The 25,830-nt window shown below is 68.8% G+C and carries 22 protein-coding genes and 1 pseudogene; 12 read left to right on the top strand and 11 right to left on the bottom strand.

All coding sequences use genetic code 11. From position 1 onward, the window contains the following. Positions 1-523 precede the first annotated feature (523 nt). From ACFWYM_RS39465 to ACFWYM_RS39490, 6 genes are all read left to right on the top strand, one after another. Complete coding sequence (locus ACFWYM_RS39465) at positions 524-1,087, top strand: dihydrofolate reductase family protein (protein WP_384848654.1); 564 nt, start codon at positions 524-526, stop codon at positions 1,085-1,087. Positions 1,088-1,431: 344 nt separating this feature from the next. Continuing rightward, complete coding sequence (locus ACFWYM_RS39470; RefSeq protein ID WP_384848657.1) at positions 1,432-2,169, top strand: helix-turn-helix domain-containing protein; 738 nt, start codon at positions 1,432-1,434, stop codon at positions 2,167-2,169. Between the two features lie 69 nt (positions 2,170-2,238). Further along, positions 2,239-3,684, top strand: coding sequence for a CoA transferase (locus tag ACFWYM_RS39475; RefSeq protein WP_384848660.1), 1,446 nt, complete (start codon positions 2,239-2,241; stop codon positions 3,682-3,684). A gap of 48 nt (positions 3,685-3,732) precedes the next feature. Continuing rightward, entirely contained in the window at positions 3,733-4,926 is a 1,194-nt protein-coding gene (locus ACFWYM_RS39480) for a CaiB/BaiF CoA transferase family protein (RefSeq protein WP_384848663.1), read from the top strand. 118 nt (positions 4,927-5,044) lie between these two features. Continuing rightward, entirely contained in the window at positions 5,045-6,172 is a 1,128-nt protein-coding gene (locus ACFWYM_RS39485) for an acyl-CoA dehydrogenase family protein (RefSeq protein WP_384848666.1), read from the top strand. Further along, positions 6,169-7,236, top strand: a complete 1,068-nt coding sequence (locus tag ACFWYM_RS39490; protein ID WP_384848669.1) for an acyl-CoA dehydrogenase family protein — start codon at positions 6,169-6,171, stop codon at positions 7,234-7,236. The genes ACFWYM_RS39485 and ACFWYM_RS39490 overlap by 4 nt, the downstream gene beginning before the upstream one ends. Positions 7,237-7,541: 305 nt before the next feature. Here ACFWYM_RS39490 and ACFWYM_RS39495 read toward each other — a convergent pair whose 3' ends face one another. Together ACFWYM_RS39495 and ACFWYM_RS39500 are read right to left on the bottom strand one after the other, a co-directional pair. Beyond that, a complete protein-coding gene (locus ACFWYM_RS39495; RefSeq protein WP_384848672.1) occupies positions 7,542-7,841 on the bottom strand; it encodes an AAA family ATPase in 300 nt (99 codons plus the stop codon). A 110-nt stretch (positions 7,842-7,951) separates the two neighbouring features. After that, on the bottom strand, positions 7,952-8,479 hold the full coding sequence (locus tag ACFWYM_RS39500; protein WP_384848675.1) for a sugar O-acetyltransferase: 528 nt from the start codon (positions 8,477-8,479) through the stop codon (positions 7,952-7,954). Positions 8,480-8,593: 114 nt separating this feature from the next. Between ACFWYM_RS39500 and ACFWYM_RS39505 the strand changes: the two genes are divergently transcribed. Next, a complete protein-coding gene (locus ACFWYM_RS39505) occupies positions 8,594-9,523 on the top strand; it encodes a LysR family transcriptional regulator (protein WP_384848678.1) in 930 nt (309 codons plus the stop codon). Positions 9,524-9,550: 27 nt separating this feature from the next. Here ACFWYM_RS39505 and ACFWYM_RS39510 read toward each other — a convergent pair whose 3' ends face one another. Continuing rightward, positions 9,551-9,931, bottom strand: coding sequence for a winged helix-turn-helix transcriptional regulator (locus ACFWYM_RS39510; RefSeq protein WP_384848681.1), 381 nt, complete (start codon positions 9,929-9,931; stop codon positions 9,551-9,553). Between the two features lie 74 nt (positions 9,932-10,005). Here ACFWYM_RS39510 and ACFWYM_RS39515 point away from each other — a divergent pair, with 74 nt between their 5' ends. Next, the gene (locus tag ACFWYM_RS39515; protein WP_384848684.1) at positions 10,006-10,689 is read left to right on the top strand and encodes an NADPH-dependent F420 reductase; all 684 of its coding nucleotides are present in this window, start codon (positions 10,006-10,008) and stop codon (positions 10,687-10,689) included. An 845-nt stretch (positions 10,690-11,534) separates the two neighbouring features. Here the strand turns inward: ACFWYM_RS39515 and ACFWYM_RS39520 are convergent. Together ACFWYM_RS39520 and ACFWYM_RS39525 are read right to left on the bottom strand one after the other, a co-directional pair. Continuing rightward, positions 11,535-12,413, bottom strand: coding sequence for an SAM-dependent methyltransferase (locus ACFWYM_RS39520; protein ID WP_384848687.1), 879 nt, complete (start codon positions 12,411-12,413; stop codon positions 11,535-11,537). Between the two features lie 1,692 nt (positions 12,414-14,105). After that, entirely contained in the window at positions 14,106-14,615 is a 510-nt protein-coding gene (locus tag ACFWYM_RS39525; RefSeq protein ID WP_384848690.1) for a GNAT family N-acetyltransferase, read from the bottom strand. Positions 14,616-14,864: 249 nt separating this feature from the next. On the opposite strand from ACFWYM_RS39525, the gene ACFWYM_RS39530 reads away from it, so the two are divergent. Then, positions 14,865-15,763, top strand: a protein-coding gene (locus tag ACFWYM_RS39530) for an IS5 family transposase (protein WP_384848836.1) whose coding sequence is annotated in 2 segments (ribosomal slippage) — positions 14,865-15,390 and positions 15,390-15,763 — 900 coding nt in all. Because the reading frame shifts where the segments join, the coding sequence is not laid out codon by codon here. Between the two features lie 147 nt (positions 15,764-15,910). On the opposite strand, the gene ACFWYM_RS39535 is transcribed toward ACFWYM_RS39530, so the two are convergent. Next, the gene (locus tag ACFWYM_RS39535; protein WP_384848693.1) at positions 15,911-16,237 is read right to left on the bottom strand and encodes a hypothetical protein; all 327 of its coding nucleotides are present in this window, start codon (positions 16,235-16,237) and stop codon (positions 15,911-15,913) included. Positions 16,238-16,515: 278 nt separating this feature from the next. Here ACFWYM_RS39535 and ACFWYM_RS39540 point away from each other — a divergent pair, with 278 nt between their 5' ends. Further along, entirely contained in the window at positions 16,516-17,292 is a 777-nt protein-coding gene (locus tag ACFWYM_RS39540; RefSeq protein WP_384848696.1) for a hypothetical protein, read from the top strand. Between the two features lie 286 nt (positions 17,293-17,578). Here the strand turns inward: ACFWYM_RS39540 and ACFWYM_RS39545 are convergent, their stop codons facing one another. Then, complete coding sequence (locus tag ACFWYM_RS39545; RefSeq protein WP_384848698.1) at positions 17,579-17,776, bottom strand: hypothetical protein; 198 nt, start codon at positions 17,774-17,776, stop codon at positions 17,579-17,581. A gap of 179 nt (positions 17,777-17,955) precedes the next feature. Next, positions 17,956-20,010 (bottom strand): NACHT domain-containing protein, encoded by a 2,055-nt coding sequence (locus ACFWYM_RS39550; RefSeq protein WP_384848701.1) that lies wholly within the window; start codon positions 20,008-20,010, stop codon positions 17,956-17,958. A 1,322-nt stretch (positions 20,011-21,332) separates the two neighbouring features. Here ACFWYM_RS39550 and ACFWYM_RS39555 point away from each other — a divergent pair. Next, positions 21,333-21,746, top strand: a complete 414-nt coding sequence (locus tag ACFWYM_RS39555; RefSeq protein ID WP_384848704.1) for a nuclear transport factor 2 family protein — start codon at positions 21,333-21,335, stop codon at positions 21,744-21,746. 403 nt (positions 21,747-22,149) lie between these two features. On the opposite strand, the gene ACFWYM_RS39560 is transcribed toward ACFWYM_RS39555, so the two are convergent. Together ACFWYM_RS39560 and ACFWYM_RS39565 are read right to left on the bottom strand one after the other, a co-directional pair. Further along, on the bottom strand, positions 22,150-22,611 hold the full coding sequence (locus ACFWYM_RS39560) for a hypothetical protein (protein ID WP_384848707.1): 462 nt from the start codon (positions 22,609-22,611) through the stop codon (positions 22,150-22,152). Between the two features lie 412 nt (positions 22,612-23,023). After that, a complete protein-coding gene (locus ACFWYM_RS39565; protein ID WP_384848710.1) occupies positions 23,024-24,490 on the bottom strand; it encodes an aminotransferase class I/II-fold pyridoxal phosphate-dependent enzyme in 1,467 nt (488 codons plus the stop codon). Between the two features lie 552 nt (positions 24,491-25,042). Between ACFWYM_RS39565 and ACFWYM_RS39570 the strand changes: the two are divergent. Next, positions 25,043-25,243, top strand: a pseudogene (locus ACFWYM_RS39570) (transposase); the annotation flags it as partial. Between the two features lie 42 nt (positions 25,244-25,285). Here the strand turns inward: ACFWYM_RS39570 and ACFWYM_RS39575 are convergent. Further along, positions 25,286-25,741 (bottom strand): hypothetical protein, encoded by a 456-nt coding sequence (locus ACFWYM_RS39575; RefSeq protein WP_384848713.1) that lies wholly within the window; start codon positions 25,739-25,741, stop codon positions 25,286-25,288. Positions 25,742-25,830: the final 89 nt, after the last annotated feature.

Genomic DNA, 25,830 nt, shown 5'->3' on the forward strand with positions numbered 1-25,830 from the left:
CACCCGCTTCGACAAACGAGCCACCCACTACCAAGCCATGGTCACCCTCGCCTGCCTGCGACTCTGGCTGCCATGACTTTGCGGACACGACCTAGTACTCCAGCAGGATCTCGCCGTCCGGCCTGGTCTTTCGCCGGGCGGCGGGGGCGTTGCGGGGCTCCGGACATGCGGGGGCGGTCTCACGGAGGCCGCCCCCGCTCGTGTGCACATTTCATGCTCTGTCCGCAGGCATCCGGAAAGCCAAGCCCACTGCACGGCCGCACATCCGACCACCACATGGCGGTGCTCCTCTAGTGCGGTGATCACAGTCGATCACCGGGTTGGTCACGCGGCCCGGGACCGGGGACGACCCCACGTGTCGTTCACTCCGTACCCGGATACGTTCCCGACGCTGCGCGACCAGCACATCCGGATACCGGTTGTTCGCGCGGGGCCACCGCAGGCACGCCTGCAACTCCGCCGCCCTCCCCATCGCCCGAACTATGATTCGGCCTCGGGCCTCCAAAATCCTTGGAGAAGACGCATGAGCGATGTGAGCAGCGGCACCGGCAGAGTGGTCGTGAACAGGGCGATGTCGCTGGACGGCTTTATCGCCGGTCCTGGCCACGCGATGGACTGGATCTTCGAGTACCTGACTGCGGACGCGTTCCCGGAGGTCATGGCGGCCACGGGCGCCATGCTCATCGGCCGGGGCACGTACGAGGTCGCCAAGCGTATGGCCGGCCAGGACACCGCCTACGACGGGGGAGCACAGTTCGTCCTCACCCACGAGCCTCCCGACGAGCCGGACCCTGCCGTCACGTTCCTCACCTGTGACATCGAGGAAGCCGTTGCCACGGCACGCGGCGCCGCGGGCGGCAAGAACCTGGAGATCCTCGGTGCCGACGTGGCGGCCCAGTGCCTGCAGCGCGGGCTCGTCGACGAGATCCTGGTGTACGTCCTACCCGTGCTGCTCGGCGACGGTGTCCGCTTCTCACCCCCGAGCCTCGACAGGATCGACCTGGAACCCTTCAGCAACACCCAGTCGGGCGCCGTCACGATGCTCCGCTTCCGCGTGCGAAAGCAGGCGCGGCCCTCCAGCAGCTGACACCAGTACGGGCGGACACCTTGATGTCCAGCTCGGGCAAGACATCGGCGACGTGCCAAGTGCGTTGGCGGTGAACGTGCGCCGGGTGGGTTGATCATGCTCCGTGCGGTGAGGGCGGCTCCAGCGAGTGAAGGGCATGCCTAACCCCCTGGGCCGCTTCTGGGCGACGTCGACGTGTATGCCTCGTCGTCCGTGGTGATCCGGCGCGGACGACCGCCGGCCGAGCTTGTGGCGTCTGCGGGGTCCGGGGCCGGATTGCTCGTCGGGATGGTGCGGGGAAAGGATCGACGGGCCGTGTCGGCGCTCATGGCCGGCGGCGTACAAGAAGGACAAGGTGGGGCGGGATGAGCGAGCACGGCCGACGGCGGCGTCACCGTACCGTGGACCGGGTCGTATGGATTTTGGAGGCTGCCGCGCGGGCGCCGGGCGGGATGACCGTGGCCGAGCTGACGCGGACGGTCGGGGCGCCGGCGAGCTCGGTGCAGGACCTGGTCAACGGCCTTGCGGCGACCGGCTTTCTGCTGGAGCAGCACGGGCGCTTCAGGCTCGGGCCCGCCCCGCATGTCCTCAACCTCATCGCGGGCCGGGTCGTCCCGCGGATCAGTCAGGCCGAGCTCGACGGACTGAGCCGCATCGCGGGTACTCCGGTGCTGCTCACGGTGCGGGTCGGGCTCGACGCCGTGCACCTCGCGCGCGGCGGCGAGGACGAGATTCCGCGCCTCGTGCCGCTCGCCGACGAGCACATGGCCCGGCCACTGCTGCGCACCGCCGCAGGCCGTCTGCTCCTTGCCTTCACCGACGAGGGGGAGCGACGCGGGCTGCTCGACGAGCTCGCCCGTCATGACCCCGAGGCGGTCGCGGAGTTCCGCCGCGCTCTTCCTGCGATCCGTGCGTCGCGGATCAGCCGCAGCGAGGGTCTGGCCGATCCCGAGGTCAGCGCGCTCGCGATCCCTGTCACCGAGGGATCCACCGTCACGGGTGCCCTCGTTCTGACGCACCGGCGTCGTGGCCGCTCGGAGCGGCTGAGTCTGGACCGGGCGGCGGCCCGGCTCCTCGCACACCTCCAGGAGAGGCGGATGTGACGTTCGCATCGATTCACGGATATCCGTGAATTCGGGTGCTCATGCGGTGTCGGGAACGAGCATCCCGGCATGACTTCGAACACGCACACCACGACCGGGCCGACACCTCCGTCGTCCACCGACGAGATGCTCTCCCAGCTCCTGCACACCCTCGGCGATCCTGATCCGGCCCGGGGCGCCGAGGACATCACCGTCCACGGGGCCGACCCCCTGGTGCCCTCGGTGCACCGCCTCGCCGATGCCATGTCGGCCGCCATCGGTGTCTTCGGGCGGCAGACCGCCGTACTCGGCGAACAGCGCGGTCACCCGCACCAGAAGGTGGAGGTGCAGGCCGGGGCCGCGATCGACCAGCTCATGGCGACGTACCACACGACGCTCTGCGGACGCCCGCTGACCGCCTTCCTCGACGATCCGACGCTGCTCGGCAACAACGACTTCTACCGGGCCCGCGACGGCCGGTGGATCTTCCTCATCACCACCTATCCGCACCTGCGGGACGCCGTCCAGTCCGTGTTGAGCTGCGGCCTCGACAAGGTGGGGATCGCGCGGGCCGCGGCCGACTGGGACGCCTTCACGCTGGAGGAGGCCATCTGCGCGCGAGGCGGCGTCGCCTGCGTGGTACGCAGCCGGGAGGAGTGGCTCGTGCACCCTGCCGGGCGGCACGTGGCCCAGCGCCCCGTCGTCGAGATCGAGCGCGTCGGCGACGGACCGGCCCGTCCACTCGCATCGATCGGGGAGGGGGACGAGGCGCTCACGGGTGTACGGGTCCTCGACCTCACCCACGTCATCGCGGGCCCCGTCGCGGCCCGCCTCCTCGCCCAGTTCGGCGCCGACGTGCTGCACGTGACGCGGCCCGACCGCCCCGACCCGATCCCGATGATCGCGATGACCGGCGGCGGCAAGCGCAACGCCTACTGCGACCTGCGCGACGCACACGACCGCGCAGCCTTCGACGACGTGCTGCAGGACGCGGACGTGTTCGTGCACGCCTACCGGGGCCTTGCCCGGCACGGCGCGTCGACCGAGGAACTCCTCCGGCGCCGCCCCGGGCTCATCACCCTCGAGTACCACGCCTGGGGCGCCGACGGTCCCTGGGGCGAACGCGGCGGCTTCGACCAACTCGCCTGCTCCGCCACCGGATTCGCCATCGAGGAGTGGACCGACCGCCCGTCGCTGCCGCCGACGTACCTCCTCAACGACTACCTCGCCGCCTACCTCGGAGCCGCCGCCGTCGCCACGGCCCTGCGCCGACGCGCGACCGAGGGAGGCTCCTGGCGGATCCGTGTGACCTTGGCCGGGGTGTGCCACTGGGTGCAGGAACTCGGACTCCTCGCACGGCAGGACGTCATCGACCTGCCCCGGCCCGGGCGCGCGCCGCTCGCAGCGCTGTCGACCACCGCGACCGACTTCGGCCCGCTCACCGAACCGGCGACACCGTTCGCGTACAGCGGGCGCAGGGTCCCCCAGGCCGGCCGGCGTTCTCCGCTCGGCTCCGCCCCACTCCAGTGGCGCTAGACCGGCACCGCACCACCCCCCGTCCAACTCCCTTGGAGGCACTGGAAGATGCCCGAAAGCCCGAGCGTTCCATCCGGCCGTGGGCTCCTCGCCGGAGTCCGCGTCATCGAACTGGCCAGCGTGATCATGGCCCCGTACGCCGCACAGCAACTCGGCGACCTGGGCGCGGACGTGATCAAAGTCGAGCCGCCCACCGGCGACATGACGCGCCACTACCCGCCACGGCGCCACCCCGGCATGGGCGGCCCGGCCCTCAACCTGAACCGCAACAAGCGCAGCGCCGCCATCGACCTCAAGGCCCCGCACGGCCGCGCCGCCCTGCTCGCCCTGCTGCGCACCGCCGACGTCTTCATCACCAACCTGCGCCCGCAGGCCCTGGAGAAGCTCCGCCTCGGCTACGACGACGTCGCGGCCGTCAACCCCGGCCTCATCTACGCCAATGCCCAGGGCTTCCGCAGCGACAGCCGCCACGGCACCCACGCCGCCTACGACGACATCATCCAGGCGGCCAGCGGCCTGGTCTGGCTCAACCATCAGGTCTCCGGCCAACCGCACTACGTTCCCACCGTCCTTGCCGACAAGATCTGCGGCATGCAGATCGCCCAGTCGGTCCTGGCCGCACTGCACTACCGGGAACACGGCGGCACCGGACAGCACATCGAAGTCCCGATGGCCGACACCATGCTCGCCTTCAACCTGGTCGAGCACCTGGGTGCGGCCGCCCTGGAGGCGGACGGGGAGTTCGGCTCGGCCCGCTCGCTCAGCACGCAGCGCCGCGCCCTGCGCACCGCCGACGGCTGGATGTGCATCCTGCCGCACAGCGACGGCAACTGGCGGGACTTCACCGCCTTCGTCGGCCGCCCCGAGCTGGCCTCCGACCCGCGCTTTGCCACCGGGCCCGACCGGGCCCGCAACGCCGACGCGTTCTATCCGCTGCTCGCTGAGCTGACACCGCGTCACACCAGTGCCGAGTGGCAGGAGTTCTGCGACCGGGCGGGCATCGCCGCCGCCCCCGTGCTCGACCTGGCCTCCGCCGCCACTACCGCCTACGCCCGAGGGGGCGGCCTGCTGTACGAGGCCGAGCACCCCACCGAGGGCCGCTACCGGGTCATCGGCCGCCCGGTGCGCTACTCGGCCGACCCCAAGCCGCGCCTGCGGCCCTGCCCGGGCATCGGCCAGCACACCGACGAGGTGCTCCGCGAAGCCGACTTCGACCCTTCCCTGCTGCACCCCACGGGCTGACCCGTTTCCGTCACGCAAAGAAGTGCATCGATCAATTCACCAACCCGGGAGCGAATGAACCATGTCTCCTTCGACGTCTCCTTCGACGCTTTCACCGATCGCATTCCCTGATGTCGCATTGCCCGAATCGGCCCGTCGACTCCGCACCGAGGTCCGCGCCTTTCTCCAGGAGGAGCGTGCCCGCGGCACCGTACTCGGCCGCCCCGACTCCTGGCTGGCGGGCTGGGATTCCGGCTTCAGCCGCCGCCTCGCCGGGCGCGGCTGGGTCGGCATGGCTCTGCCCACCGAGTACGGCGGCGCGGGCCGCGGCTTCCTGGAGCGCTATGTGGTGATCGAGGAACTGCTCGCCGCCGGCGCCCCGGTCAGCGCCCACTGGGTCTCCGACCGGCAAGCAGGCCCCTCCATCCTCCAGCACGGCAACGAGGAGCAGCGCCGCTTCTTCCTGCCCCGGATCGCCGCCGGGCAGTGCTTCTTCTCCATCGGCATGAGCGAGAAGAGCAGCGGCTCCGACCTCGCCTCGGTCGCCACGCGCGCCGAACGTGCCTCCGGTGGCTGGCAGTTGACCGGGACCAAGATGTGGACCGGCGGCGCCCACGTGAACGACTACGCCATCGTCCTTGCCCGCACCGACGAGGCCGAGGACAAGCACGCCGGGCTCAGCCAGTTCATCGTCGACCTGCGCGCCCCGGGCGTACGCATCGAGCCGATCCACCTGATGAGCGGCGAGCACCGCTTCAACGCCCTCCACCTCGAAGGCGTCCATGTCCCCGACGGCATGCTGCTCGGGCAGCGGGGCGACGGCTGGAAGCAGGTCACCGGCGAACTCGCCTTCGAACGCAGCGGCCCGGAACGCTACCTGTCCGCCTTCCCCCTGCTGGTCTCCCTGCTCCGCGAGCTCGAGCAGCGTTCGGCCACGGCCGAACAGCTCATCCAGGTCGGCATCCTGACGGCCCGTCTGCACAGCATCCGCCAGCTGTCCCTCGGCGTGGCCGCCGCACTGGACGCCGGGGCGTCTCCCGATATCCAGGCCGCCCTGGTCAAGGACCTCGGCACCCGCCTCGAGGGCACCCTGACCGACACCGTGCGCCGCATCGTGCCGACCCCGGCCGACCCGCACGCCACCCCCGGCACCCACGCCGAACTCCTTGCCTTCGCCCAGCTGCACAGCCCCGGCTACACCCTGCGCGGCGGCACCAACGAAATCCTTCGCGGCATCATCACTCGCGGTCTGGAGCAGCACCGATGAACACCCACACCATCGACACCAACGCCCCCGTCATCCCCGCCGACGACTACAACACCACCACCTTCTTCGCCGACCCGGACACCATCGCCGTCGTCACCAACACCACCACCCCCGACGCTGTTGCCCTCCCCTCCCCGGACGCCTCCACCGCCGAACTCCTCGCTGCCGCACAGGAGTCGGGGCGCCGAGCCGTCCCCGGGCCGTTCGCCGAGACCGTCCTGGTCGCCCGCCCGCTGCTGCACCGCGCCCGTCTCCCTGTCCCCGACGGCCCGCTCAGCTACGCCATCGCCCCCGAGCTCACCGTTCATTACGCCCACCCGGCCGCCTCTGCCGTCGGCTCGGCGGGATGCTCCGGCGAGGACGACACCCTGCTGGTCACCGGCGTCCTCCGGCGCGTCCCCTGGGCCCGCGCCGCCACCGCCGTGGTCGTCCTGGCCACCGCCCCCTCCGGCCCCGTCCTGTTCACCCTCACCCCCGACCAGGCCGCCCTCACCCCCGGCACCAACCTCGCTGAGGAACCCCGCGACGACCTGCACCTCACCGCCCTTGAGATCCCCGCCTCGCAGGTGCGCCGCATCACCCTCGAACTCCTCGACGAGGCCAGGCTCCGCGCGGCCCTGGCCCGCGCCGCGCTGATCGCGGGAGCCGCCGAACGCTGCGTCGATCTGACGGTCGCTCACACCAGCGCCCGCACCCAGTTCGGTCGTCCACTCAGCCGCTTCCAGGCCGTCAAGCAGGAAGAGGCGCAGCTGATCGAGGAGGCCGCCCTGGTCCGGGCCGCCGTCCAGGCCGCCGCTGTGCCGCTGGACAGCGGCGGGACGGCCGCATACGTCGCCGTCGCGGCCGCCAAGACCCAGGCATCCGCCTCGGTCACCGAGATCACTCGGATCGCCCACCAACTCCACGGCGCCATCGGCATCACCCGGCTCAACCCCCTCCACCTCGCCACCACCCGCCTGTGGTCCTGGCGCGACGAAGACGGCGACGAAACCTACTGGGCACACCGCCTGGCCCGCCCCCTCACCGCGACCGCCCTCTGGCCCACCCTCACCGCCACACCCTGACCCCTCGCCCCCGCCCTGCCTCGCCGCCGACCGGCCAGCCCGGTCGGCGGCTCAGCAGCTTTCCCGTGGCCGGGGGTGCGACCGGGTCCGGAGGCATCGACCTCTTGGCCATTCACCTCCGCCAGTGCACCTTCATGATGGGCGGCACGTTGAGTTCCTCATGAGCATTGCTCCCCGCCGGCGAGCAGTGAACGCACCTCACCTCGTCGCTCTCGTCCGCGCCGGAGCCCGCTTCGAGCGCGGCCATCTCGTCGAACGCCCCGAAGGCCACGCAGCCTGAACCACCCCACGCCCCAGAGATCTCGCTACTCGATGAACACCACCGGCACACCATGACGATCCGCCAGCGACCGCCACTGTCCCCGCGCAGCCTCCACGGCGTCGACCGCATCGACGGTCACGGATTGACCCAGACCGAGCACACCCTCGGCCTCGGCCACGACATACGCCGCCAGACCCGTGGGCTGGTCACGTGCCACCCCCGCACGCCACATCGCCGCCTCGATCGGGTCCACGGACACGACCGGAACAGTCACCTTGCGCCCCAACGCCTCGGCGACCGAACTCTTCCCCGCACCGGGCAGCCCCGCCATCACGATCAACATGACGAACCCTCGCACGCCCGACCGATCAGCCGACCATCGACGCTGGAACGGCACAGACGAAATCAGGCCGCAGACGTGCTGCTCACCCCGGGCCGGCGCCCCGGCCGGGCTCAGTCGATCGTCTTGATCACCCGGGCGGGGACTCCCGCGACCAGGGTGCGGGCGGGAACATCACGACTGACCACCGCGCCGGCAGCGACCACCGCGCCGGCACCGATGGTCACTCCCTGCAAGACCACGGCAGACGTCCCGATCCAGACGTCGTCTTCGATGACGATCGGGGCGAAGGAGAGGTACGCGCGACGCTCGGCGAGCGGTAGAGGGTGACCCCCGGTGATGAGGCTGACCTTCGGGGCGATCATGACACCGTCGCCGATCCGGATCCCGCCCTTGTCCATGAACGTGCATCCCTGGTTGACGAAGACGTTCTCCCCGAACGTCGTGTTCAGCCCGTACTCGGTGAAGAACGGCGGGTAGATCGTCACCGACTCCGGGAGCGGGCCACCGAACACAACAGAAAGTAGTTCAGCACGACCTTTGCTGTCGCTGAACGGCAGCACGTTCAGTCTCGACGTCGCGTCGGTCACTTCTGCGATCCGCTCTGCATGGCGCTCGAACTCGGTTGTCTGGACGTACATGACCTGCTCTGTGCGGGTAGACATACGGGAATCCCACCACCCCGACGAGCGAGTCATCAAACAACGGCAGCACCTGCCAGACACAACCAATCGTTGTGGAAGTAGGTTGAAGGCGTGGATGTTGAAGCTCTGCGGACGTTCGTGGCCGTCGCCGAGACCGGCCAGTTCCAGGCAGCAGCGGACGAGCTCGGGATCAGCCAGCAGGCGGTCTCCAAGCGGATCGCGACCCTTGAGAGGCACCTCAAGGTCACGCTCCTGGTGCGAACCTCACGAGGATCCCGGCTGAGCCTGGACGGGCAGGTCCTCCTGCCCCACGCCAAAAAGGCCCTCGCAGCCTTCGAGCAGGCAGAGCAGGCCGTGCGCCCCGGCAGCCGGCCCCTGCGCGTCGACGTCCTCAACCGACGCATCGCACCGGCCCAGGCCGTCTACAGGTTCTACCGCTCACACCCCGAGATGAACCTGGACGCGGTCACACTGAGCAACGAGAACGCCGCCCAGGCCGCCCAGGCGGTACTCGAAGGAACAGTCGACGCGTCCTTCCGCGCCCTGCCGGTGGACCAGGCCCCAGCCGGGATCAGCGCCGAACGACTCCTGGACGCACCCCTGGAGCTCCTGGTCGGGCCCTGCCACCCCCTGGCGAACGCACCTTGGATCAAGCCTGCGGACCTGGCCGGCCACCGCATCTGGATCCCCGGGATCAGACCAGGCACGGAGTGGGCAGCGTTCTACCAGGCGCTGTCCGACGCCTTTGGCCTGAGCATCGACGCGCTCGGCCCCCACTTCGGTGACGAGGCCCTGATGGACGCGCTGGCCGACTCGGCCTCGCTGGCCACGCTCATCGGCAGCGGAGACCGGTACCTGTGGCCCCAGACCCACGACCTGCGGCGTATCCCGTTGCGCGAACCGACCCCGGTGTACACGCACGTGCTGTTGTCCCGGACCGGAGACCAGCACCCCGTGCTGGCCGCGCTGCACGACCACCTGCGCACCTCAGGGCCGCGCACCCCGGACGACGTGTGGGTGCCGGACTGGATGGACCGCTGACCGGACGCCCGCTCCGACAGCCACGCCTCAGCAAGCGGGACGAGAGGACTGCGGGGGAGAAGCGCATGCTGCCTCCTGGGCGGCCATCACCTCATCGCCGTACTCGAAGGCCCATGCGCCGACGGCGTCGATGGGCGCCAGCAAGGTCCGCCCCAGAGCGGTGAGTTGATACTCGACCCGTGATGGTGCGTCGGGGACTTCCTGCCGGTCGATCAGTCCGTTGAACTGCAGTCGGCGCAGCGTCTCGGTGAGGACCTTGGAGCTGATGCCCCCGATCCGCTCCCGTAGTTCGACCGGCCGCCTGGGACCGTCGCGCAATGCCCAGAGCACCACGGCGTTCCAGGTGTTGGAGAGCAGGTCGAAAGCGAGGCGGGCGCGGCAGTCGGCGAGGAAGGCGTCGGTGGTCACGTACCGAATGGTGCCCGAACGGCCTTCTAGCGTCGATGCGAACGGTCGAAGCAGGCGCGGAGAGGGATCACGTGATGAGAATCGGCGTACTGGGCACGGGCAACATGGCCGACGCGCTCGCCACCCACTGGGTGCGGGCCGGGCACGACGTGACCATCGGGGGGCGGGACGCACGCAAGGCGGAGCGGCTCGCGACGCGCATCAACGGCAGCGCGACGCCTGCCAGTCTGCGCGCGGCGGCCGAGTCCGGCGAGGTGGTGCTTGCTGCGCTGCCCTTCGGGGCGGGAGCAGACGTGGCACGGGAGCTGCACACGGCCCTGGAAGGCAAGGTGCTGCTCGACTGCTCCAACCCCGTTGGGCCGGGCTTTCGGCTGCTCACGCAAGGAGGCCCCTCAGCCGCGCAGCTGCTGGCTGCGGCGGTGCCGGGAGCCCACGTGGTCAAGGCTTTCAACCTCTGCCACCAGGACGTGTGGCGCATGCGGCCACCCGTCTTCGATGGGCGACCACTGGCCGTTCCGGTCTGCGGGGACGACGAGAGGGCCCTTGTGCGCGTACGTGAGTTGGTGCGGGACGTGGGCTGTGACCCCGTGGCCGGCGGTGGTCTCGAACGTGCGGGGCTCCTGGAAGCGACCGCCGCGCTGTTCATCGCGCTGTGGGTCGGCGAAGGAGCTGATGCCCAGGCAATCGCCCCTCCGCTGGCCTACGCGGCCGGACCGAGCCGCCAGGAAGCGAAGGGCGGCACGGCGGTTCTCCGGTAGGGGTTCTCGGCGCGGCCGCGCGCCTTCCTTTCGTGGGTGAAGTGCACCGACGGCGCCGGAGGTCGGCCATGGCACCGGCTGGACAGCCATCCAGCCGGTACCCGTCCGCCACCGGGACGGTGGCGTCAGGCGCAGTCGGAGTGCTGTCCCCGGCCAACGAGCCCTGGGCCTTCGGGTACGTCGTGGGATCGGAGGCCGCGTAGCCTGCGTGGTCGTTGTGGGCCGACAGCAGGATCCTGCCGCCGGTGCGCCGCTGCACCATGCCGTGGTCTCGGCCATCACCTGGTCACGGTAGCGCTGCATGGCGGTCAGTGCCGTGCCTGATCGACACCGCGGTCGCCGAACCGGCCCGGCCCGTCTATTGCGGCCGCCGGATCCGTCGACCGCACCCTCCCGATCGACTCCGCCGCCCTGCCCCGTCTCCCGCGCGCCCAGACGGTCTCCGTCTTCCGAAAGCCGCCCCGGCCTGTCCCTGCCCGTCGCCTTCGCCTCCCCCAAAAAAAACAGCGGTCTGCCTAAATGGGGCTTGCTGATCCCCATCAAAGTCATCACCGGACGGCAGGCCCGGGCCGCCTACCGCCACAACGCCCCGGGCTCCGGCACACCCACCAGATCGCCTCGAAGCGCCCGCTGGGCAAGAGGAAACACTTGGGGAGAGCGGCGACGGCAGATGCTTCTACTGCGGTCCGCAGTTGGGGAATTCTGGATGTCCACCGTCAGGCGAGATCCATCAGCGGGATCCCAGCCACAGCAAGGCTCGTCTTCTTGGAGCGGTCAGCAGGTCGCTCGGCAAGCCTGCAGCACAGCCGACGACGACACTGACGCCGGGGGGCCTTGGAGGTTCCTCAGGCAGTCGGCCTGCGCAGCACCACCAAGTGATAGGCCAAGTGGTTCCGTGAGAAGGAGCGGAAGGGGCCCATCAGGGGATCGGTGTGGGCGAGTGCCTCCTTGCCGAAGCGGTCCGCGATCTCGTCGCGCCGGTCCTGGTACAGGGTGCACATCAGCTCGCTGCACAGGACCGCGTTGGCGGTCATCTCCTGTATGCGGACGACATCGAAGCCGGTCTCCTCGATGTCGCCGAGCAGCGCAGTGAAGGTGGTGAGCGGCGGACAGGTCCACAGGGTCTCGTACGCCGCCGACTCCTCCTCACTGGGTGTGCCCCGCGAGGTGAACTCGGTGAGGAGGAAGAGTCCGCCGGGCTTGAGGACGCGCAGCGCCTCCCGTAGCCCCAAGGGGCGGTCGGCCAGGTGGGGTACGCAGTCGATGGACCAGGCGGCGTCGAACGACGCGTCGGGGTGGGAGAGTTCCATCGCGTTGCCGTACGCGAATTCCACGCGCTCGCCCGCCGGGTGCGCACCGCGCCGCTCTTGGCAGTGGGCGAGCTGGCTCTGGCTCACCGTGATGCCGGTGACCCGGCAGCCCGTTCGCTCCGCGAGGCGCAGTGCGGGACCGCCGGTGCCGCAGCCGATGTCCAGGACGCGGGAGCCCGGCGCGGGGGCGAACGCATCGATGAGGAAGTCGGTCTGCCGGTCCTGCGCGAGATCCGCCAGGCCGACCAGCGTGGTGACGGGTGCCGGTCCGCCGTGCGGCACGTACATGCCGATGTGTACGGCGCTCGAACCGAGCGTCATGGCGAGCAGTTCGCCGTACTGGTCGTACATCGCCCCGACCTCGTCAGGGGTGGGAGCCGGGGTACCGCGCTTGCCGCGGGTGTGCGCTGTCATGGTGCGCCTCCTCGTCGAGCGTGCGGTTTCCGTGCCGCACGGACGAGCTCCATTGCACCGGTTGGACACGGCTTCTGTGACGGCGGAGTCGAGCCAGGAATGATGAACCGGGGGAGATGTGACGTCTGAGTACCGGTCAGACCCACCATGCCGGACGCCGCAGGCGGCGCTCCGGGGCCTGGCGCTCCGGGGCCTGACGCCGCGCGGCCCGGTGCTCCGGCGTTCGGTCCTCCTGAGCCGCCGATGATGTCCTCGACGACCGGACCACGGTCCGATCCTGACGGAGCCCTCATGACACGAACTCGCCGTTGTGTGCCGCGTCAACGACGCGCGGCACACGCAATTTCGGGACCGAATACGGGCGTTGGAACTACGGCAAAGTTGTGGGCGCACCGGATCGTGTTTCGCCACCGCCGCGGCGGAGAGCTTCGGGGCCCTGCTGAAGGAAGACATCGGCACCCACATCTGCCCTGACCGGGACACCGCCCGCACCGAGTTCTTCACCTTTATCGAGACCTTCTACAACCGCCGTCGTCCGCGCAGACACAAGACGTTCGGCCAACTCACCCCAGCCGAGCCCAGGCAGCGGCATCAAGCTCGACGCCGAAGGCCCCGTCCGGATGCGCCCCCGCCACCCTCCCCGGCGCCATCACCATCCTGCTGATCAGCGACACCACTGGACGCATCAACCTCGTCGCCGTCGGCAAGCCACACGCAGACTGAATGCGACGCTGCCCCCTGGCCCGGACGGCGCTCCAGCACCGCCGCCAGCCGCAACAGCAGCCAGCCCACAGCGTTCTTCGCCCCTTCTTGCACGACAGCCCCCTGACTGCATCGCGCCGCCCCGCCTGTTGACCAGCGTCGACGCAGTCCAGACGGGTCACAAGGGCGCAAGACCGCTTACACAAACGCGCCCCCACCCATTCCGGAGGGAGGCGCGTTCATGTGCGGGCGGCTAATCCGTCAATGAAGACGAACAGCCTGACCGCCGAACGACAGGTGCAACGCGGAGAGGCGCCGCGCGCCCACTCACGCTACGCAGGCCACCCCCACTGCTTCACGCGCTTGTAGCCGCCACCGGGGCAGTACATGCTGATGCCGCGCTGATCACCCATCCACGGGCCGGGACCGTAGTCCAACTGCTTGTAGGACGAGCCCTTCTTGCACAGGATGCTGGCCCCGTATCGAGCCGGACCGTGTCCGTCACACCACACATTGGCTGACGCGACCTTCTTCCACCTTGTATGACAGGCGCCAGAGATGGTGGGGGATGTGCCAGTCTGGCTGGCTGCCACAGCCGGCACCGCAGGGGCGGCGACCGCCAGCACGGTGACAGCGGACAGAGCCGCTTTACGCAAACGCACTTGATTCCTCCCGTTTTCGACTCCCGCCGCGCACTGTCCGCCGGGTAGTCAATCCAGCCCGAACGCGACGATCGACGTCGAAATTATCCAGAGGCCCCTGTTCGGTCGTCACACGAGGAGTTGACTCTTGCGTAGACCCCCGCAGTAGCCGTCCAACGTGCCCAACCCGCGTTGTACAACCACGAGTTGAGGAGAGTGGCCGACCAGCTGGAAAAGGGAGCCTCGACTCCGAACCGGCTAGGTTCTGTCTCTCCGATCACACTGGTTGCCGGGGGGCTCAGCCGGCGCGCTGGGGTCCTGGAGGACATCGCCCCCAGGACCCCGGGGATTAGCGCGGATCCGGGCTCGTGATCCTGAACTTGGCCAGGTTCTCCTCGGTGGCCGACCGGTGGAAGCCGGCCTTCTCCAGTACGCGGACCGAGGACGGGTTCGACAGTTCCACGTCGGCGCACACGGTGTGGACCTCGGGCGCGGTGAGGGCGAACTCGGCCAGGGCCTGGGTGGCTTCGGGGGCATAGCCCCGGCCGCGGCGGGAGGCCACGACGCCGTACCCGATCTCGAGGACGCCTTCACTGGGCGGCCAGAACAGGCCGATGGAGCCCACCACCAGGCCGCTGTTGCGCTCGATGATCAGACGGTGGCCATAGGCGCCGAGCCAGTCGGGGTACTGGTCGAAGAGGCCCGCGACCACGCGATCACCGTCGGCGGGAAAGTCGTGGGCCCAGTGCGGGGACCGGGTGTCCTCGAGGACTGCGGCGGCCTCGCTCATGGTCCAGGGCCGAAGGGCGAGGCGCTTGGTGACCACATCGGCGTGGACGGATGAAGAAGGGGAAGACATGTGTCTCTCCTGGTCATAGGAATGACCGGGCCGCGCTCTGTTAGCGCGCGGGCCGGATGAGGGCATGCTGATGAGGGCCGACGGCGGCCATATTCATCAACCTCCCCATCCCGAGATCACGCGTCTCTCGCGCTGGCGTGACCGTAGTAGCTCCTCCTCAGTCGGGGCAAATCCTTTCCGGGCCGCTGACCGGGGGCTTTCGCCCGCTGAAGGTCGTGTCCCTTCGAGGGGCGGTTCGTGGTTCTGGTCATGCTCGGCAGGGGTGATCTCACCGATGACGAGTGGGCGGTGCTGGAGGCGCTGTTGCCCAGGAGCAACAACCGGTGCGGCCGGTGGCGGGATCACCGTCAGTTGATCAACGGGATCATCCACCGGCTCGGCACCGGCTGCCAGTGGTGCGAGCTGCCCGAACGCTTCGGCCCATGGCAGACCATTCACCGACGGCACATGCTGTGGTCGGCCGACGGCACCTGGGAGAGGCTGCCCCAGTACGTCCAGGCCGGCGTCGACGCTGCGGGCGGCATCGACTGGAACTCGACGCCAACTCCACGTCGATGCGCGCCCACCAGCACGCCGCCGGGCCCAAAAGGGCCCACCGTCGGCACCTCCGGTTCCTCAAAGGGGGCCGCACAAAGATCAGTTCACGTGCGGGCGCACGTGAGCCTGTGCCCGCTTCCTGGCGGAGGCGGTGCTCCAGGTGAGGCCCTCGGCCGCTCGCGCGGCGGGCTGACCTGCAAGCTCCACCTGAGTGCGGACGGCAAGTGCCGCCCGCTTCCCTGGCCATCACACCCGGCCAGCGGGTGGACTGCACCCAGTTCGAACCGGTCATGGACAAGATTCGCGTTCCCCGAATCGGCTCCGGCAGGTCGCGGCGGCTACCGGACAGCGTCGGCGCCGACAAGGCGTACAGCAACGGCTTGGTCCGCTCGTACCTGCGGCGACGCGGTATCCGACACGTGATCCCGGAGAAGAGCGACACCAAGTCGGCCCGCCTGCGCAGGGGTTCAAGCGGTGGCCGGCCTTCCGGCTTCGACAAGACCGGGTACAAAGCTCGGAACACAGTCGAGCGGGCGATCAACAAACTCAAGCGCGTCCGAGCCGTCGCCACCCGCTACGACAAGCGCGGGTATGTCTTCCTCGGCACCTGACCGTACTGGGCGGTGCCCCTCGCGGCCAAGGTCCGCTACGACCATCTGGCAGAGTAAGGCTTCGCGGCTGGGCCATCGCGCCTCCAGCGGGCGGAGGGGACGTCACCGCACATCCAACGGCCTTGACCCGCACCTTCGCGAACCTTCTCAGTGCGGGGTCTGCTTGCCGCGCAAGGTCTCGATTTCAGCGGCGAGGGCGGCCATGTCGCGCACGTGGGCGTAGTACTTGGCCGCGTACTCGTCGTCGATGGCCGGAAGAACCGTCTCGAACACAGCCGTGAGCTTCAGCAAGCCCGCGTGACGCTGCTCATCGAGTGGGCCGTCGAAGGCGCAGGAGACATAGCCGTAAGCGTCCGCATCGAGCAGCACCATGTCCTTGCCCTCGATGACCCTGCCGCGGAAGTTCGGCGGAAACGGCCTGGCCATGTGCGCGGCCATCATCTGCGACAGCACACCTATCTTCTCTTCAAACATGCGAGAGATTCTGCCAGCACGTGCGGCAAGTTCGGTTCGACCTGAACCCGGTGAACCTATGCGGTCAGTTCACCAGCCGCATCTCCCGGAAGGCGATCGGGTCCGGGATTGTCGTACCTGGGCAGTAAGTTCCGTCGCTATGACCGACGTTCGGAGCATCGATGCTTCTGGCCCGGAGCCTGACGGGGACTGTGCCGGCGGAGCCACCGACGGCGCTCACGGCAGCCCTTCTTGACTGCTGTCTGCAGGGCGCGGGGGAGTCCTTCGAGGATGGAGAGATGGCGTATCCGGCGCTGACTTCCCAGATAGAGAATCCGATCCGTGACCGGGTGGCTTATCGGTTGCACCACCGGTGTGAGAAGACGCGCCTGGACGTCGGCCGGGAGTGGATGGGCATGTCCGCCGATGGTGCGGACGGCAAGCCCGTACAGGTGACGGTTCTTGGGTGTGGCTCCTTTGAAGTGACGGCCTCCTTGACCGTGACTGACGCGACGAGCTGCGGCGTTCGCTTGGGGTCACGTGCGCTGCGCGCCATCGACTTGGCGAATTCCCAGCTCAGTCTGTCCCTCCAAGGGAGCCACACCCATCCAATCTCCAGGCTGGTGAAGGGTCTGTGGAACAGGCGGGAGGCGACAGCGGCGCAGAGCCATACTGTGGTTGTTGTCGACAACAACGGTGTGAAGGGGACGCAGATGGCACTCTTCAAGCGCAATAGGGACGAGGACGAGACCGGCTGGATAGTCGAGCATGGCACTGGCGATGGAATGGAGCACCGGTGGCGACTGCGCATGGACAAGGCGGATTCCGCCACCATTACCCAGCACAGGCCGGTCCTCGAAGCAGTCGCTCTCAAGAGGGGGGAGGCGCTGTCCAGTTACCTCGAATGGGTCGCCCTCATGCCCGAGCATGAACTGCACTACTGGCGGGACAGGATCATTGACGGCGTCGCCAGCGAGGAAGAGGCGGTGCTCTATAACGCCTGGTTGGATGTCCGGATCGCGCTGCGGGAGCGTCAGTGCCGCATTCCCGGCACTCCGTGGAACTTGTATCGCTGAGCCCTGCAGCTCGTGCGCCGACCGTCTGGCTCACGGCACAGCCTCCCAGCGCGGGCCGGACCGGCCGACACGTCACCGGTCATCGCAACTCCGGCCCGCAGATGCCCGACAGGCTCCGCCGGCCAGCCCAGGTCACCACAATCGACCGGAGATACCCCGCCTCGCGCACGAGCCATCCCGCTCCTGCCCGAAAACGCCCCCGTTCACGACACTCGGGTGAACGACTCTGCCCCCCCGTCACGGAACAGAAGCTCGCCCACTCGCACCGGGGCGCGAAGCTGGTATGTCACCGCAGGCGGCGCTTGCGGGCGCGGGGCGGTGGTGGCAGCGTCACCGGGTCGATGCCGTTCGCCTCCAGCCGCTTGCGGTGAACGCCGTTGGCCACCCGGCCGAAGCAGCGTTCGCCCTGGAGCGCCTGGCAGGTGGGGCAGTATCCCTGGCGGCGCGGGTCGGGCGGCCGCACGGGTGCACGGAAGCCCGTCACGGGGGTGTCGTATCGGCCGGAGTGTTTGGTCACGGGCTACTCAACGCGTTGTGCCCGGCGATCGGATTGCGGCGTCCGTGGGACACAAGGGCACGACTCCCGAACCGTGCGGTCGAGGCTGCGAAGCGGTCAGAACCTGTGCCTGAAATCTGAGGTGTGGGCGGGCCTGTTCGATCCATTCATGGCCGTTGCTGAGCGAGGTGGCGTTGCAGATCGATGTGTCGGAACTGGTACACCGCCCCGACCTGCCGAAGCACGCCCCGCTCGTGCGCGTCCTGCAGAAACTCCATCAGCGCCCATGGGACTTTGCCGCGTGCCGCCAGATATGCCCTGGCCACCACGAAGTGCCCCCAGGCTGTGTAGCTGAGCCCGATCCCGAGCCCGCCCACAAGCGCGATCCCGTGCCCGATACCGAACCGGCCCAGGGTCAATCGGACCCCGGGCGTGAGCACGACTGCGAGCCCGACCGCGAGCATGATCGCGAGCACGAGCCCGAGTGCGAGCACGAAGGCACGGCGATCTGAGGAAAGCAGTGTGCCGGGCGCGGTGGTGGTGGCCAGATCAGGTCGCTCTGTCTGGAGCCCGACCGCGAGCCCGGCCACTAGCCCGACCGTGAGCCCGACCGTGAGCAGGACTGCGGGCTCGAGCCCGCCCCCGCGCTCGAGCTCACGCACGAGCCCGCCCCAGAGGCCCATGAGCCCGAACGCGAGCCCGGCCACGAAGAACTTGCGAGGTGACCAGCGCAGCCGGGTAATCGGGGCGCGTCCTTGCCCTGCCAGTAGGAGTCCGGATGCGAGCCCGAGCATGCCCATGAGCCCGCTCACGGCTGTGAGCCCACTCATCAGCACGGGCGCGAGCCCGAGCGCGAGACCGGCGCCGACGTTGTAGGTGTACGTGGGGAGGGCGTGGTGGATTTCCCACCAGACCAGGTCAGGGCTGCCGTCGCGGTGGGTCTGCAGGAATCGCGCGAGGAAGACCAGGGTGCGATGGGCTTGTTCGGCCTTCCACCGGAGCGGGCGGGGGTGGTCGGGTGCGTAGGCAGCGGGGACGAAGGCGTCGAACAGCTGGGTGTCCACGGCGGTGCGGTCGGGGAAGGCCGAGGTGTCACACAGATGGTCCGGATGCGGCGCCGCAGCGGATTCGGGCGTGGCGTGGGGGCGAGGCGTGTAGATGCTGCGGGCCAGGAACAACGCCAGCGGTGTGGTCAGCGCCTGGCCGACCGGGGTGTCAGTGCCCAGGCGGGCAATCACGGCATCCCAGCGGCGGGCGGCGGGGGCGTGCAGCCCACCGGCGTCCCGACGCAGATAGGCGGCCACGGTCTCAGGAACGAGGGGGAGGAGCTGGATGGCGGCGGCGCCGTTGAGGCGCACCGTGGCATCCGGCCGGGTGAGAGCCGCCCGGTAGGGGGCGGTGCGGCTGGCCAGAACCAGGGGCTGTTTGGCCGGCAGCGCTCGATTGAGGGCGTCGAGCGCCTCCAGGTGCAGGGCGGGCGGCAGTTCATCGAACCCGTCGAGCAGGAGCAGGATGCGGCCTGCGTCCAACAGTGCCTGGGCCAGGTCACCGGGACTGTTCGTGGCCGTGGTGGTGACCGGGGGTGGGGCCGGGGCGCGCAGGCCGGGGTGGGCGCGGCGCAGTTGCTCAGCCAGCCATGTCTTCAACGGCTGGCTGGGATTCCAGGAGGCCAGCGAGAACAGCACAGGCACCAGGTCACCGTCGGTGCGGCGTTCGATGAGGTCCTGCAGGAGCCGGATCAGCAGCACGCTCTTGCCCGCGCCGGGCTCACCCAGGATCACCAGGCGCCGGGTGGGCACGCGGTCGGTGAACACCTCCCCGATCTGGCCATCCTGGCCGGCCAGTCCGACCGCATCCTGAGGCCACCTGTCGGGATCGCCGGGCGGCCCGCCGGGCCAGCCGCGGGCCAAGTCCGTCAGCAGCGGCCAGGGCTCGGCCAGGTCGTCGTCCGCGGGCCGCCAGGTGACCGGCAGCGGGTAGGGATCGTTGACGCGGCGGACCTTCGCCTCGTCCTCCCACTGGTTCTTGACCGCCACAGCCAGCTTCTTGGCGACCACATCCAGATCCACGGGGGGTACCGCGACGCGGAATGCTTCCCAGGCCAAGAAGCCCGGCGCCAGGCCCAGCAGCACCGTCACCGCGGTTTCGGCCACACTCAGATCGAATGACCAGGCCACAGCCAACGCCCCGGCCGCCCCCAGCATGAACAACAGCGGATACACACCCGCACGCCCCGGCACTCGGCTAGGTCCCCCACGTCTCATAACTCGTCATCCTGCCGTACCCGGTGGTGCCCAGGCATGGGGCTCAGCACCGGGGAGGTTTTCCCCAACGGGTGTCCCTCCAAAGGAGCCACACCCTTCCAACAGGGACCCGTTCGCCTGAGGGACAGCGACAAGTCCAAGAGTGGGGTCCTGGCCGCGATTGCGGCGGAGTATCTGCAGGTAGCGGCGGATGCGGGGCTCATCGGCTGTGTCGTGCGGTTCTTCGGCGACCGGTTGGGCGTTCCAGGCGGGTGGGAGAGGCCCAGGCTGCGGATGCTGTCAGCCTGTATGACGTCTCCCGTGAAATGCCCGTTCGCGATGTTGCGTACGGGCTGCTGCTCGTCTGCCGCCTGTGCTTCGTCGGCTTGAGATCCGGGCGGGTTGGTCGGCTCCGGCGGCGCGTGGTTGCTGCCGATGGTGCCCGCCTGCACGGGGTTGCCCTGGATGGTTCCGTTGAACTCGTTGTGTGCAGCCGGCTGTTGGCTCATGGGCTGGAGCATGCGGTCTGCGCTGGAGTGATGACCATGGCTGATGTGGACTGGTGTTGAGGCGTGCTGCCGGAGGCCGTGAGGCCCATGTCCTGTGCTGCACCGGTTGCCTCCTGGCGCTGGTGGTGCTCACCGTCGAGGTCAATCCGGTTGAACGTGCGATCCGTGGCGGCGCGGAACGGGAGGACCGCTCGGCGCCCCGAGACTCATAGGCCACCGAGCCCTGTGGGAGGTGGCCGTACTCCTCACCGAGACATCCGAGTCCTCCCACGGGGCGCAGCAGCAACTGCGCGCCTGTGCAGTCCTGTTCACCGACCTGATCCCGACGGGACCGCCTGACGGCGAAGGGCGACGGCGCCTGTTCGCCCGGGGCGGTGACACGGGCCGTACGCGAGCTGTCGCTTGAGCTCGGCCGATGACCGCCTGATCACGGGCACGGCCGCCAAGTTCCAGGACGAGGCCGTCCAACCCAGCCACTCGGAGCACTTCACATGGCGAACGGCGCCAACTGGGGTGCTCAGTCGCAGTCCCGATGCGATGTGGTTCTTGGATTGGCAGCCCAGGCGAGCCGCGACACGTCCGGTTGGGTTCCGGTCGACGCTGGGTGGGCCGGTGCACCTCTCTATGGCCCGGCCGATTCGGGTCCGCCCTGGGGCGTGTGAGATCGCCCGTGCTGGCCGCGGCGACGGGAGGCCGGTCGTCCGGCGAAGCGTGATCGTTCCTGGAAATCGCCTTCCCGACGGCGTGACTGTGATGGTGTGGGCTTCTGCGTCCGAGTCCAGGGAGGCCGCCGTGTCCCGAACGCCGCAGGAGATCTTCGAGAGTTACGTCTACGCCGGTGCCATGACCCGCAACGCTGACGCCCTGGCCGCGAACTTCACCGCGGACGGTGTCTTCGAGGCCCCGCTCATGCCTGCCGGTGCCGCCTTCCCCAGGAGGCTGGTAGGGCGTGAGGAGATCCGTAGCGCGATGACGGCGTACTACGAACAACAGGCGAAGGGCGACCGCGTACCGAACCTGGAGAAGTCCGGGTACGTGCTGCACACCACCTCCGATCCCGACGTGTTCATCGCCGAGATCGACACGGTCTTCGACGGCGACGGCGACGGCGAGGATGTGACTGTCTCGTTGGTACAGATCTTCCGCATCCGCGACGGAAAGATCGCCTGCCTGCGGGACTACTTCGGGCCCGAACTGATGGCCTGAGGACGCCCGATCCGTTCCCACCGCAGGCACACGTTGACCCGGCACCGCCCTCCTGGCCGGTACCGCAGTGATGACCCTGCTGAGCCACCTGATGCAAGACCGGTGAGAACCCGTCTTTGAACCTCTCCTGATCTCGTACACACGCCACGGTGAGGCATCAGTACGCACAGGGGTCTTCGCTCGCAGTGGCCCGGCAGGGGCCGGAGAGCTTTCGGGTACTCCGCGCGCCGCGGCAGTACGCCTTCGCGGTGTGGGCCGGTGGGCGGAATCTGCCGGTAGCTGGGCGGGCCGGAGTCCTCCCTTTCACGGCCACGGGGCCGTGCTCCGGCCGGGCAGGGGGTGGGTGAGGCCCCCGGCGCCACTATCTACGAAGCGGGTGAGCCGCTTTTGCCAGCTTCCTCGGCTAAGAATCCTCCCCGTCCTCGCGCGGTCCCAGCTGCTGGAGGCTGGCCACGTCGAGGGGCTTCCACTGCGGGGGTGGCGGGTAGTGCAGTCCCGGGGGCGGCGGTTCGGGCGGTGGTGCCTGTGCGGGCGGGACCTCGGCGAGGGGATACGTCTCCCACGACCAGCTGTCCTCGGTGTGCCGGGCCACGACGACCCGGTCGCTGTCGCTGTCCTGGGCCACACGACGGGCGTCGTCGAGTGCTTGAATCAACTGCAGGCCGAAGTCGATGGGGAGGGTGGGGGTACCTGCTTCGCCTCCATCGCCGCCATGGGCCAGGAGGTGCTCGTCTCCCCGGGTGTCGAGCACGCTGACCTGCGGCGGCCGCTCGGTCTGTCGAACGCGGGTGATCCACGCCGCGCGGAGCAGCTCGTAGGGTCCGTCCGTGTACGTGGGCATCAGGATCCAGACGGCTGCAGGCATGATGCAGGCTCCTCGGCTCGAAGGTCCCGGTGTGCACCATCATCTCCGTGCTGGCAGTCCGGGAAGCCCGGATCGCGGAGATGACGGCAGACGTTGGGTGCCCCGGGGATCAGGCGCACCACCGCGGCGGGACGGTGAGATCCCCGAGGCCGAACGACGCCTTGGCTGGCCCCACCTGAGCTCCCGTGTATGAGCCTTCCAGTCCAGGCTCTCAGACACGGGAGACTAGGCCCTGTCCGGTGGGTCGTGCGGGGCTTGGAGCGTCTGCTGCTGGGGGACGTTGAGGGGCTGGATGCCGGAGGGCGAAGCAGGGGTGTAGGCGGTGGGCCGGTAAGAACGTGTGGGGCCAGGACGGATCGGGTGCCTGCTTCGCCGACCGCCCTTGCAGTGCGCGTCAGTGGCCGTGGTTCCCTCACGAGGCCAGGAGGTCGGCGATCCTTCCTACCGAAGCGATGACGTCGGCGGTGTCGACGGCCGTGTAGCACAGGCGGAAGTAGCCCGGCTCGGCGCACGACAGGAGTTGCCCGGGGAGCAGCTGCACCCGGGCGTACGTGGCGAGGTACCAGCGCAGCCACTCCTCCTCGCTGGAGATGTTCGGGAAGAGGATCGGCAGTGCGACCGTCCCCTTTTTCTCGGCCTCCGCGCTCTTCTCGGCGAACGGCTCCGGTACGCGGTCGAGTTGCGGAAAATGCGGCCCGATCTCTGACGGGATCGCCGTGCCCGCCGGCGGCAGATAGGCACGCAGGTCGAGCCAGAAGAACTGCGCCGCGTTTTGCCCTTCGCGGTAGCGGTACGGGATTCCGCCGTCATCGAGGGCCTGGCGGGTTTCCTGGAACGCGGTCGTCAGCCAGCCCCGGTACTGCTTCATCAGCTCGAGAGGGTAGCTCTTGCCTCCGCTGGTGGTCTCCAGCATCTTCCCGATGACGAAGTGCTTGAGCGAGTCGAACGGGCTGAACCAGGAGAGGGAGTTCTGCTTGTCCTTGATGCCCTGCATGGTCTGATGGACCATCGGCGACTTGGAGATCACAACTCCGGCCTTGAAGCCCGACATCCCGAAATCCTTGGCGAATCCCCATACGACGTGGACCCGGTTCTGCGCCTCCGGGTTGTTCTGGTAGGTGTCCAGCGCCAGGGCGCTGACGAACTCCGGCTGGGCGTCGGCGAGTTGGGAGTGGGCGTAGATCTCGTCGGAGATGATGTGCATGCCGGTCTCGGTGAGCACCCACCGGTAGATGCTCTCCAGCAGGTCCTTGCCGTAGTTGTCGCCCAGCGGGTTGTTGGGGTTGGTGAGGATGAGCAGCTTCGGCGGCTCCGGCTGGGTCCGGTAGGCATGTTGCAGATCTGCCAGGGTGAGCTCGAAATTCTCAGCGCCCCTCTCCTGGAGGTGTACGGGAACGGTGACCAGTTCGGGGCGTTGCTCGAAGCTCCAGTTGAAACCCTGCCAGTAGGGGGCGGGCAGCAGCACCCGGTCGCCGCTCCGCAGGATCCCGCCGTCCTTGAGCGCGAATGCCAGGCACTCCAGGGCGGCCGACGTACCCGATGTGCCGAAGATGTCCTCGCGCTTCAGGTCCGGGGAGAGTGCCGGGCTGAGCAATTCGGCGATGTTCTGGCGGATGTCCGGGCTGCCGTACGAAGGGGCGTACTTGAGGTCCTGCTGCCCGAGGACGCCGAGTCCGTCGAGGACGTTGTCCCGCAGTGATGGATAGACCAGCACGTTCTCCGCCGTGGCGAGGTTGATCACGTCCGGGTAGAGCTCCTGGTGGACGGCCAGCCGCTGCTCCGGATCGGCGGCCCCGGCGAGCAGTGCCGTGACGTCCTCGGGGCTCCGGCCCTCGGAGCCCAGTTGCGGTGTCGTGCGGCTCTTCGCGTTCCTGGCCATCGTGGATTCCTCACTCGACAGGTGCGCTTTCCTGGCAAGCCCTCATCTTTCGGGAGGATCAGGGAGGATGAACAGGGCGCAAATCGGACACGTGGGGCGGTGGTTACGGGTGCAGCCAGAGCCGGATCGCGGTGACGGTTGACCTGCTGATCTTTCCGCTCCGGGATCGTTTGCCTGGTCTGGTGCCGCCGTAGGTAGTTCCTGTTACGGAGGGACGAGTGCGCATCGTCGCCTCCGAGGTGATCGGACCGTGGCCCAGCCTGCACGGGGAGCCTTCGCTGCCGCTGCGTGGCGGGGGCGTATGACGCCCCAGGAGCTACCGCTGTGGCTGATGGGCTGCCATGCGGCTCGGGATGAGCTAGAGATGTCCCGCGCTGAGCGGCGGCCAGGGGGGAGGAGAGAACTGGTGCAGGACGTGCGAGCGCTCGCTGCCGAAGCGGCGTGGCTGCTGCTGGTCGGCCTGGTGATCGTCGCAGCCATGGTGCGCCTCGCGGACGGGCCCGGCTGTTCGGGCAGTTGCACGCACCGCCCGTTCCGTCCTGCAGTCCACGGGTGCTTGGCGTCGACGACTTCGCGTTCCGCCGGTCGCGGACGTACGCGACCAACGTGTTGGACGTCGAGAAGTCCACGGTCATCGACGTGCTGCTGGACCGGACCAGCGAGACGTTGGCGGCCTGGCTGACCGCACACCCCGGCGCGGAGATCGTGTGCAGGGACCGTGACAGCGGCTACAGCCGTGCCGTCCGTGAGGGGGCGGCGTCTGCGGTCTCGCTCATCTTGTTCGCCTGTCGGCGGCTATCGGGCGTCTTGTTGCTCGTAGACCAGCACCGGTATCCCGGGAGCGAATGTGTCGACGGCGGCCTGAAGGCCCTGCGGGTCGAGGCGCCAGAGGTTGATGGGACGGCTGGCGAGGAAAAGCTCATGTTCGACGTGAGGCGCGAGTTGAGCCGTCTGATCCGGCCGGAGCTTGGCGTTCATACCGGGCAGGGGTGGTGCTCCCGTCCGTCGATGGACACCGATGTAGTCCATCGACGGGCCGGCCATACGCTGCTGCCACACCACGACCGATGTGATGTCCTGCCACGGCACAAACGCCGTCTGCGCCTTGTATCGGGCCGGCGCACCTCCGAGCAGCACGCCCTCGCCGTCGACGCGGAACGCGGTCAGCCGCTTCCATCCTGCCCCCGACAGCAGCTGGAAGAGGGAGCGGGTGAAGTACGCCTCGTACACGGCGTGATCCGAGTCAAGCATGACCAGAGGCTATCGGGACGACAGTGCCTGCACGGACTGGAGGCGCTGCCGGCGTAAGTCGCCGAGGCCAGTTCAGATCACGATGACGT

This window comes from Streptomyces sp. NPDC059009 (genome assembly GCF_042740175.1).
Taxonomy (GTDB): Bacteria; Actinomycetota; Actinomycetes; order Streptomycetales; family Streptomycetaceae; genus Streptomyces.

Coding starts and splice junctions, on each gene's coding strand:
- ACFWYM_RS39565 (WP_384848710.1), bottom strand. CDS start 24,490: ATGGCCAGGAACGCGAAGAGCCGCACGACACCGCAACTGGGCTCCGAG.
- ACFWYM_RS39535 (WP_384848693.1), bottom strand. CDS start 16,237: ATGTTTGAAGAGAAGATAGGTGTGCTGTCGCAGATGATGGCCGCGCAC.
- ACFWYM_RS39490 (WP_384848669.1), top strand. CDS start 6,169: ATGAACACCCACACCATCGACACCAACGCCCCCGTCATCCCCGCCGAC.
- ACFWYM_RS39465 (WP_384848654.1), top strand. CDS start 524: ATGAGCGATGTGAGCAGCGGCACCGGCAGAGTGGTCGTGAACAGGGCG.
- ACFWYM_RS39470 (WP_384848657.1), top strand. CDS start 1,432: ATGAGCGAGCACGGCCGACGGCGGCGTCACCGTACCGTGGACCGGGTC.
- ACFWYM_RS39575 (WP_384848713.1), bottom strand. CDS start 25,741: ATGCTTGACTCGGATCACGCCGTGTACGAGGCGTACTTCACCCGCTCC.
- ACFWYM_RS39515 (WP_384848684.1), top strand. CDS start 10,006: ATGAGAATCGGCGTACTGGGCACGGGCAACATGGCCGACGCGCTCGCC.
- ACFWYM_RS39540 (WP_384848696.1), top strand. CDS start 16,516: ATGGCGTATCCGGCGCTGACTTCCCAGATAGAGAATCCGATCCGTGAC.
- ACFWYM_RS39500 (WP_384848675.1), bottom strand. CDS start 8,479: ATGTACGTCCAGACAACCGAGTTCGAGCGCCATGCAGAGCGGATCGCA.
- ACFWYM_RS39495 (WP_384848672.1), bottom strand. CDS start 7,841: ATGTTGATCGTGATGGCGGGGCTGCCCGGTGCGGGGAAGAGTTCGGTC.
- ACFWYM_RS39480 (WP_384848663.1), top strand. CDS start 3,733: ATGCCCGAAAGCCCGAGCGTTCCATCCGGCCGTGGGCTCCTCGCCGGA.
- ACFWYM_RS39475 (WP_384848660.1), top strand. CDS start 2,239: ATGACTTCGAACACGCACACCACGACCGGGCCGACACCTCCGTCGTCC.
- ACFWYM_RS39560 (WP_384848707.1), bottom strand. CDS start 22,611: ATGCCTGCAGCCGTCTGGATCCTGATGCCCACGTACACGGACGGACCC.
- ACFWYM_RS39520 (WP_384848687.1), bottom strand. CDS start 12,413: ATGACAGCGCACACCCGCGGCAAGCGCGGTACCCCGGCTCCCACCCCT.
- ACFWYM_RS39525 (WP_384848690.1), bottom strand. CDS start 14,615: ATGTCTTCCCCTTCTTCATCCGTCCACGCCGATGTGGTCACCAAGCGC.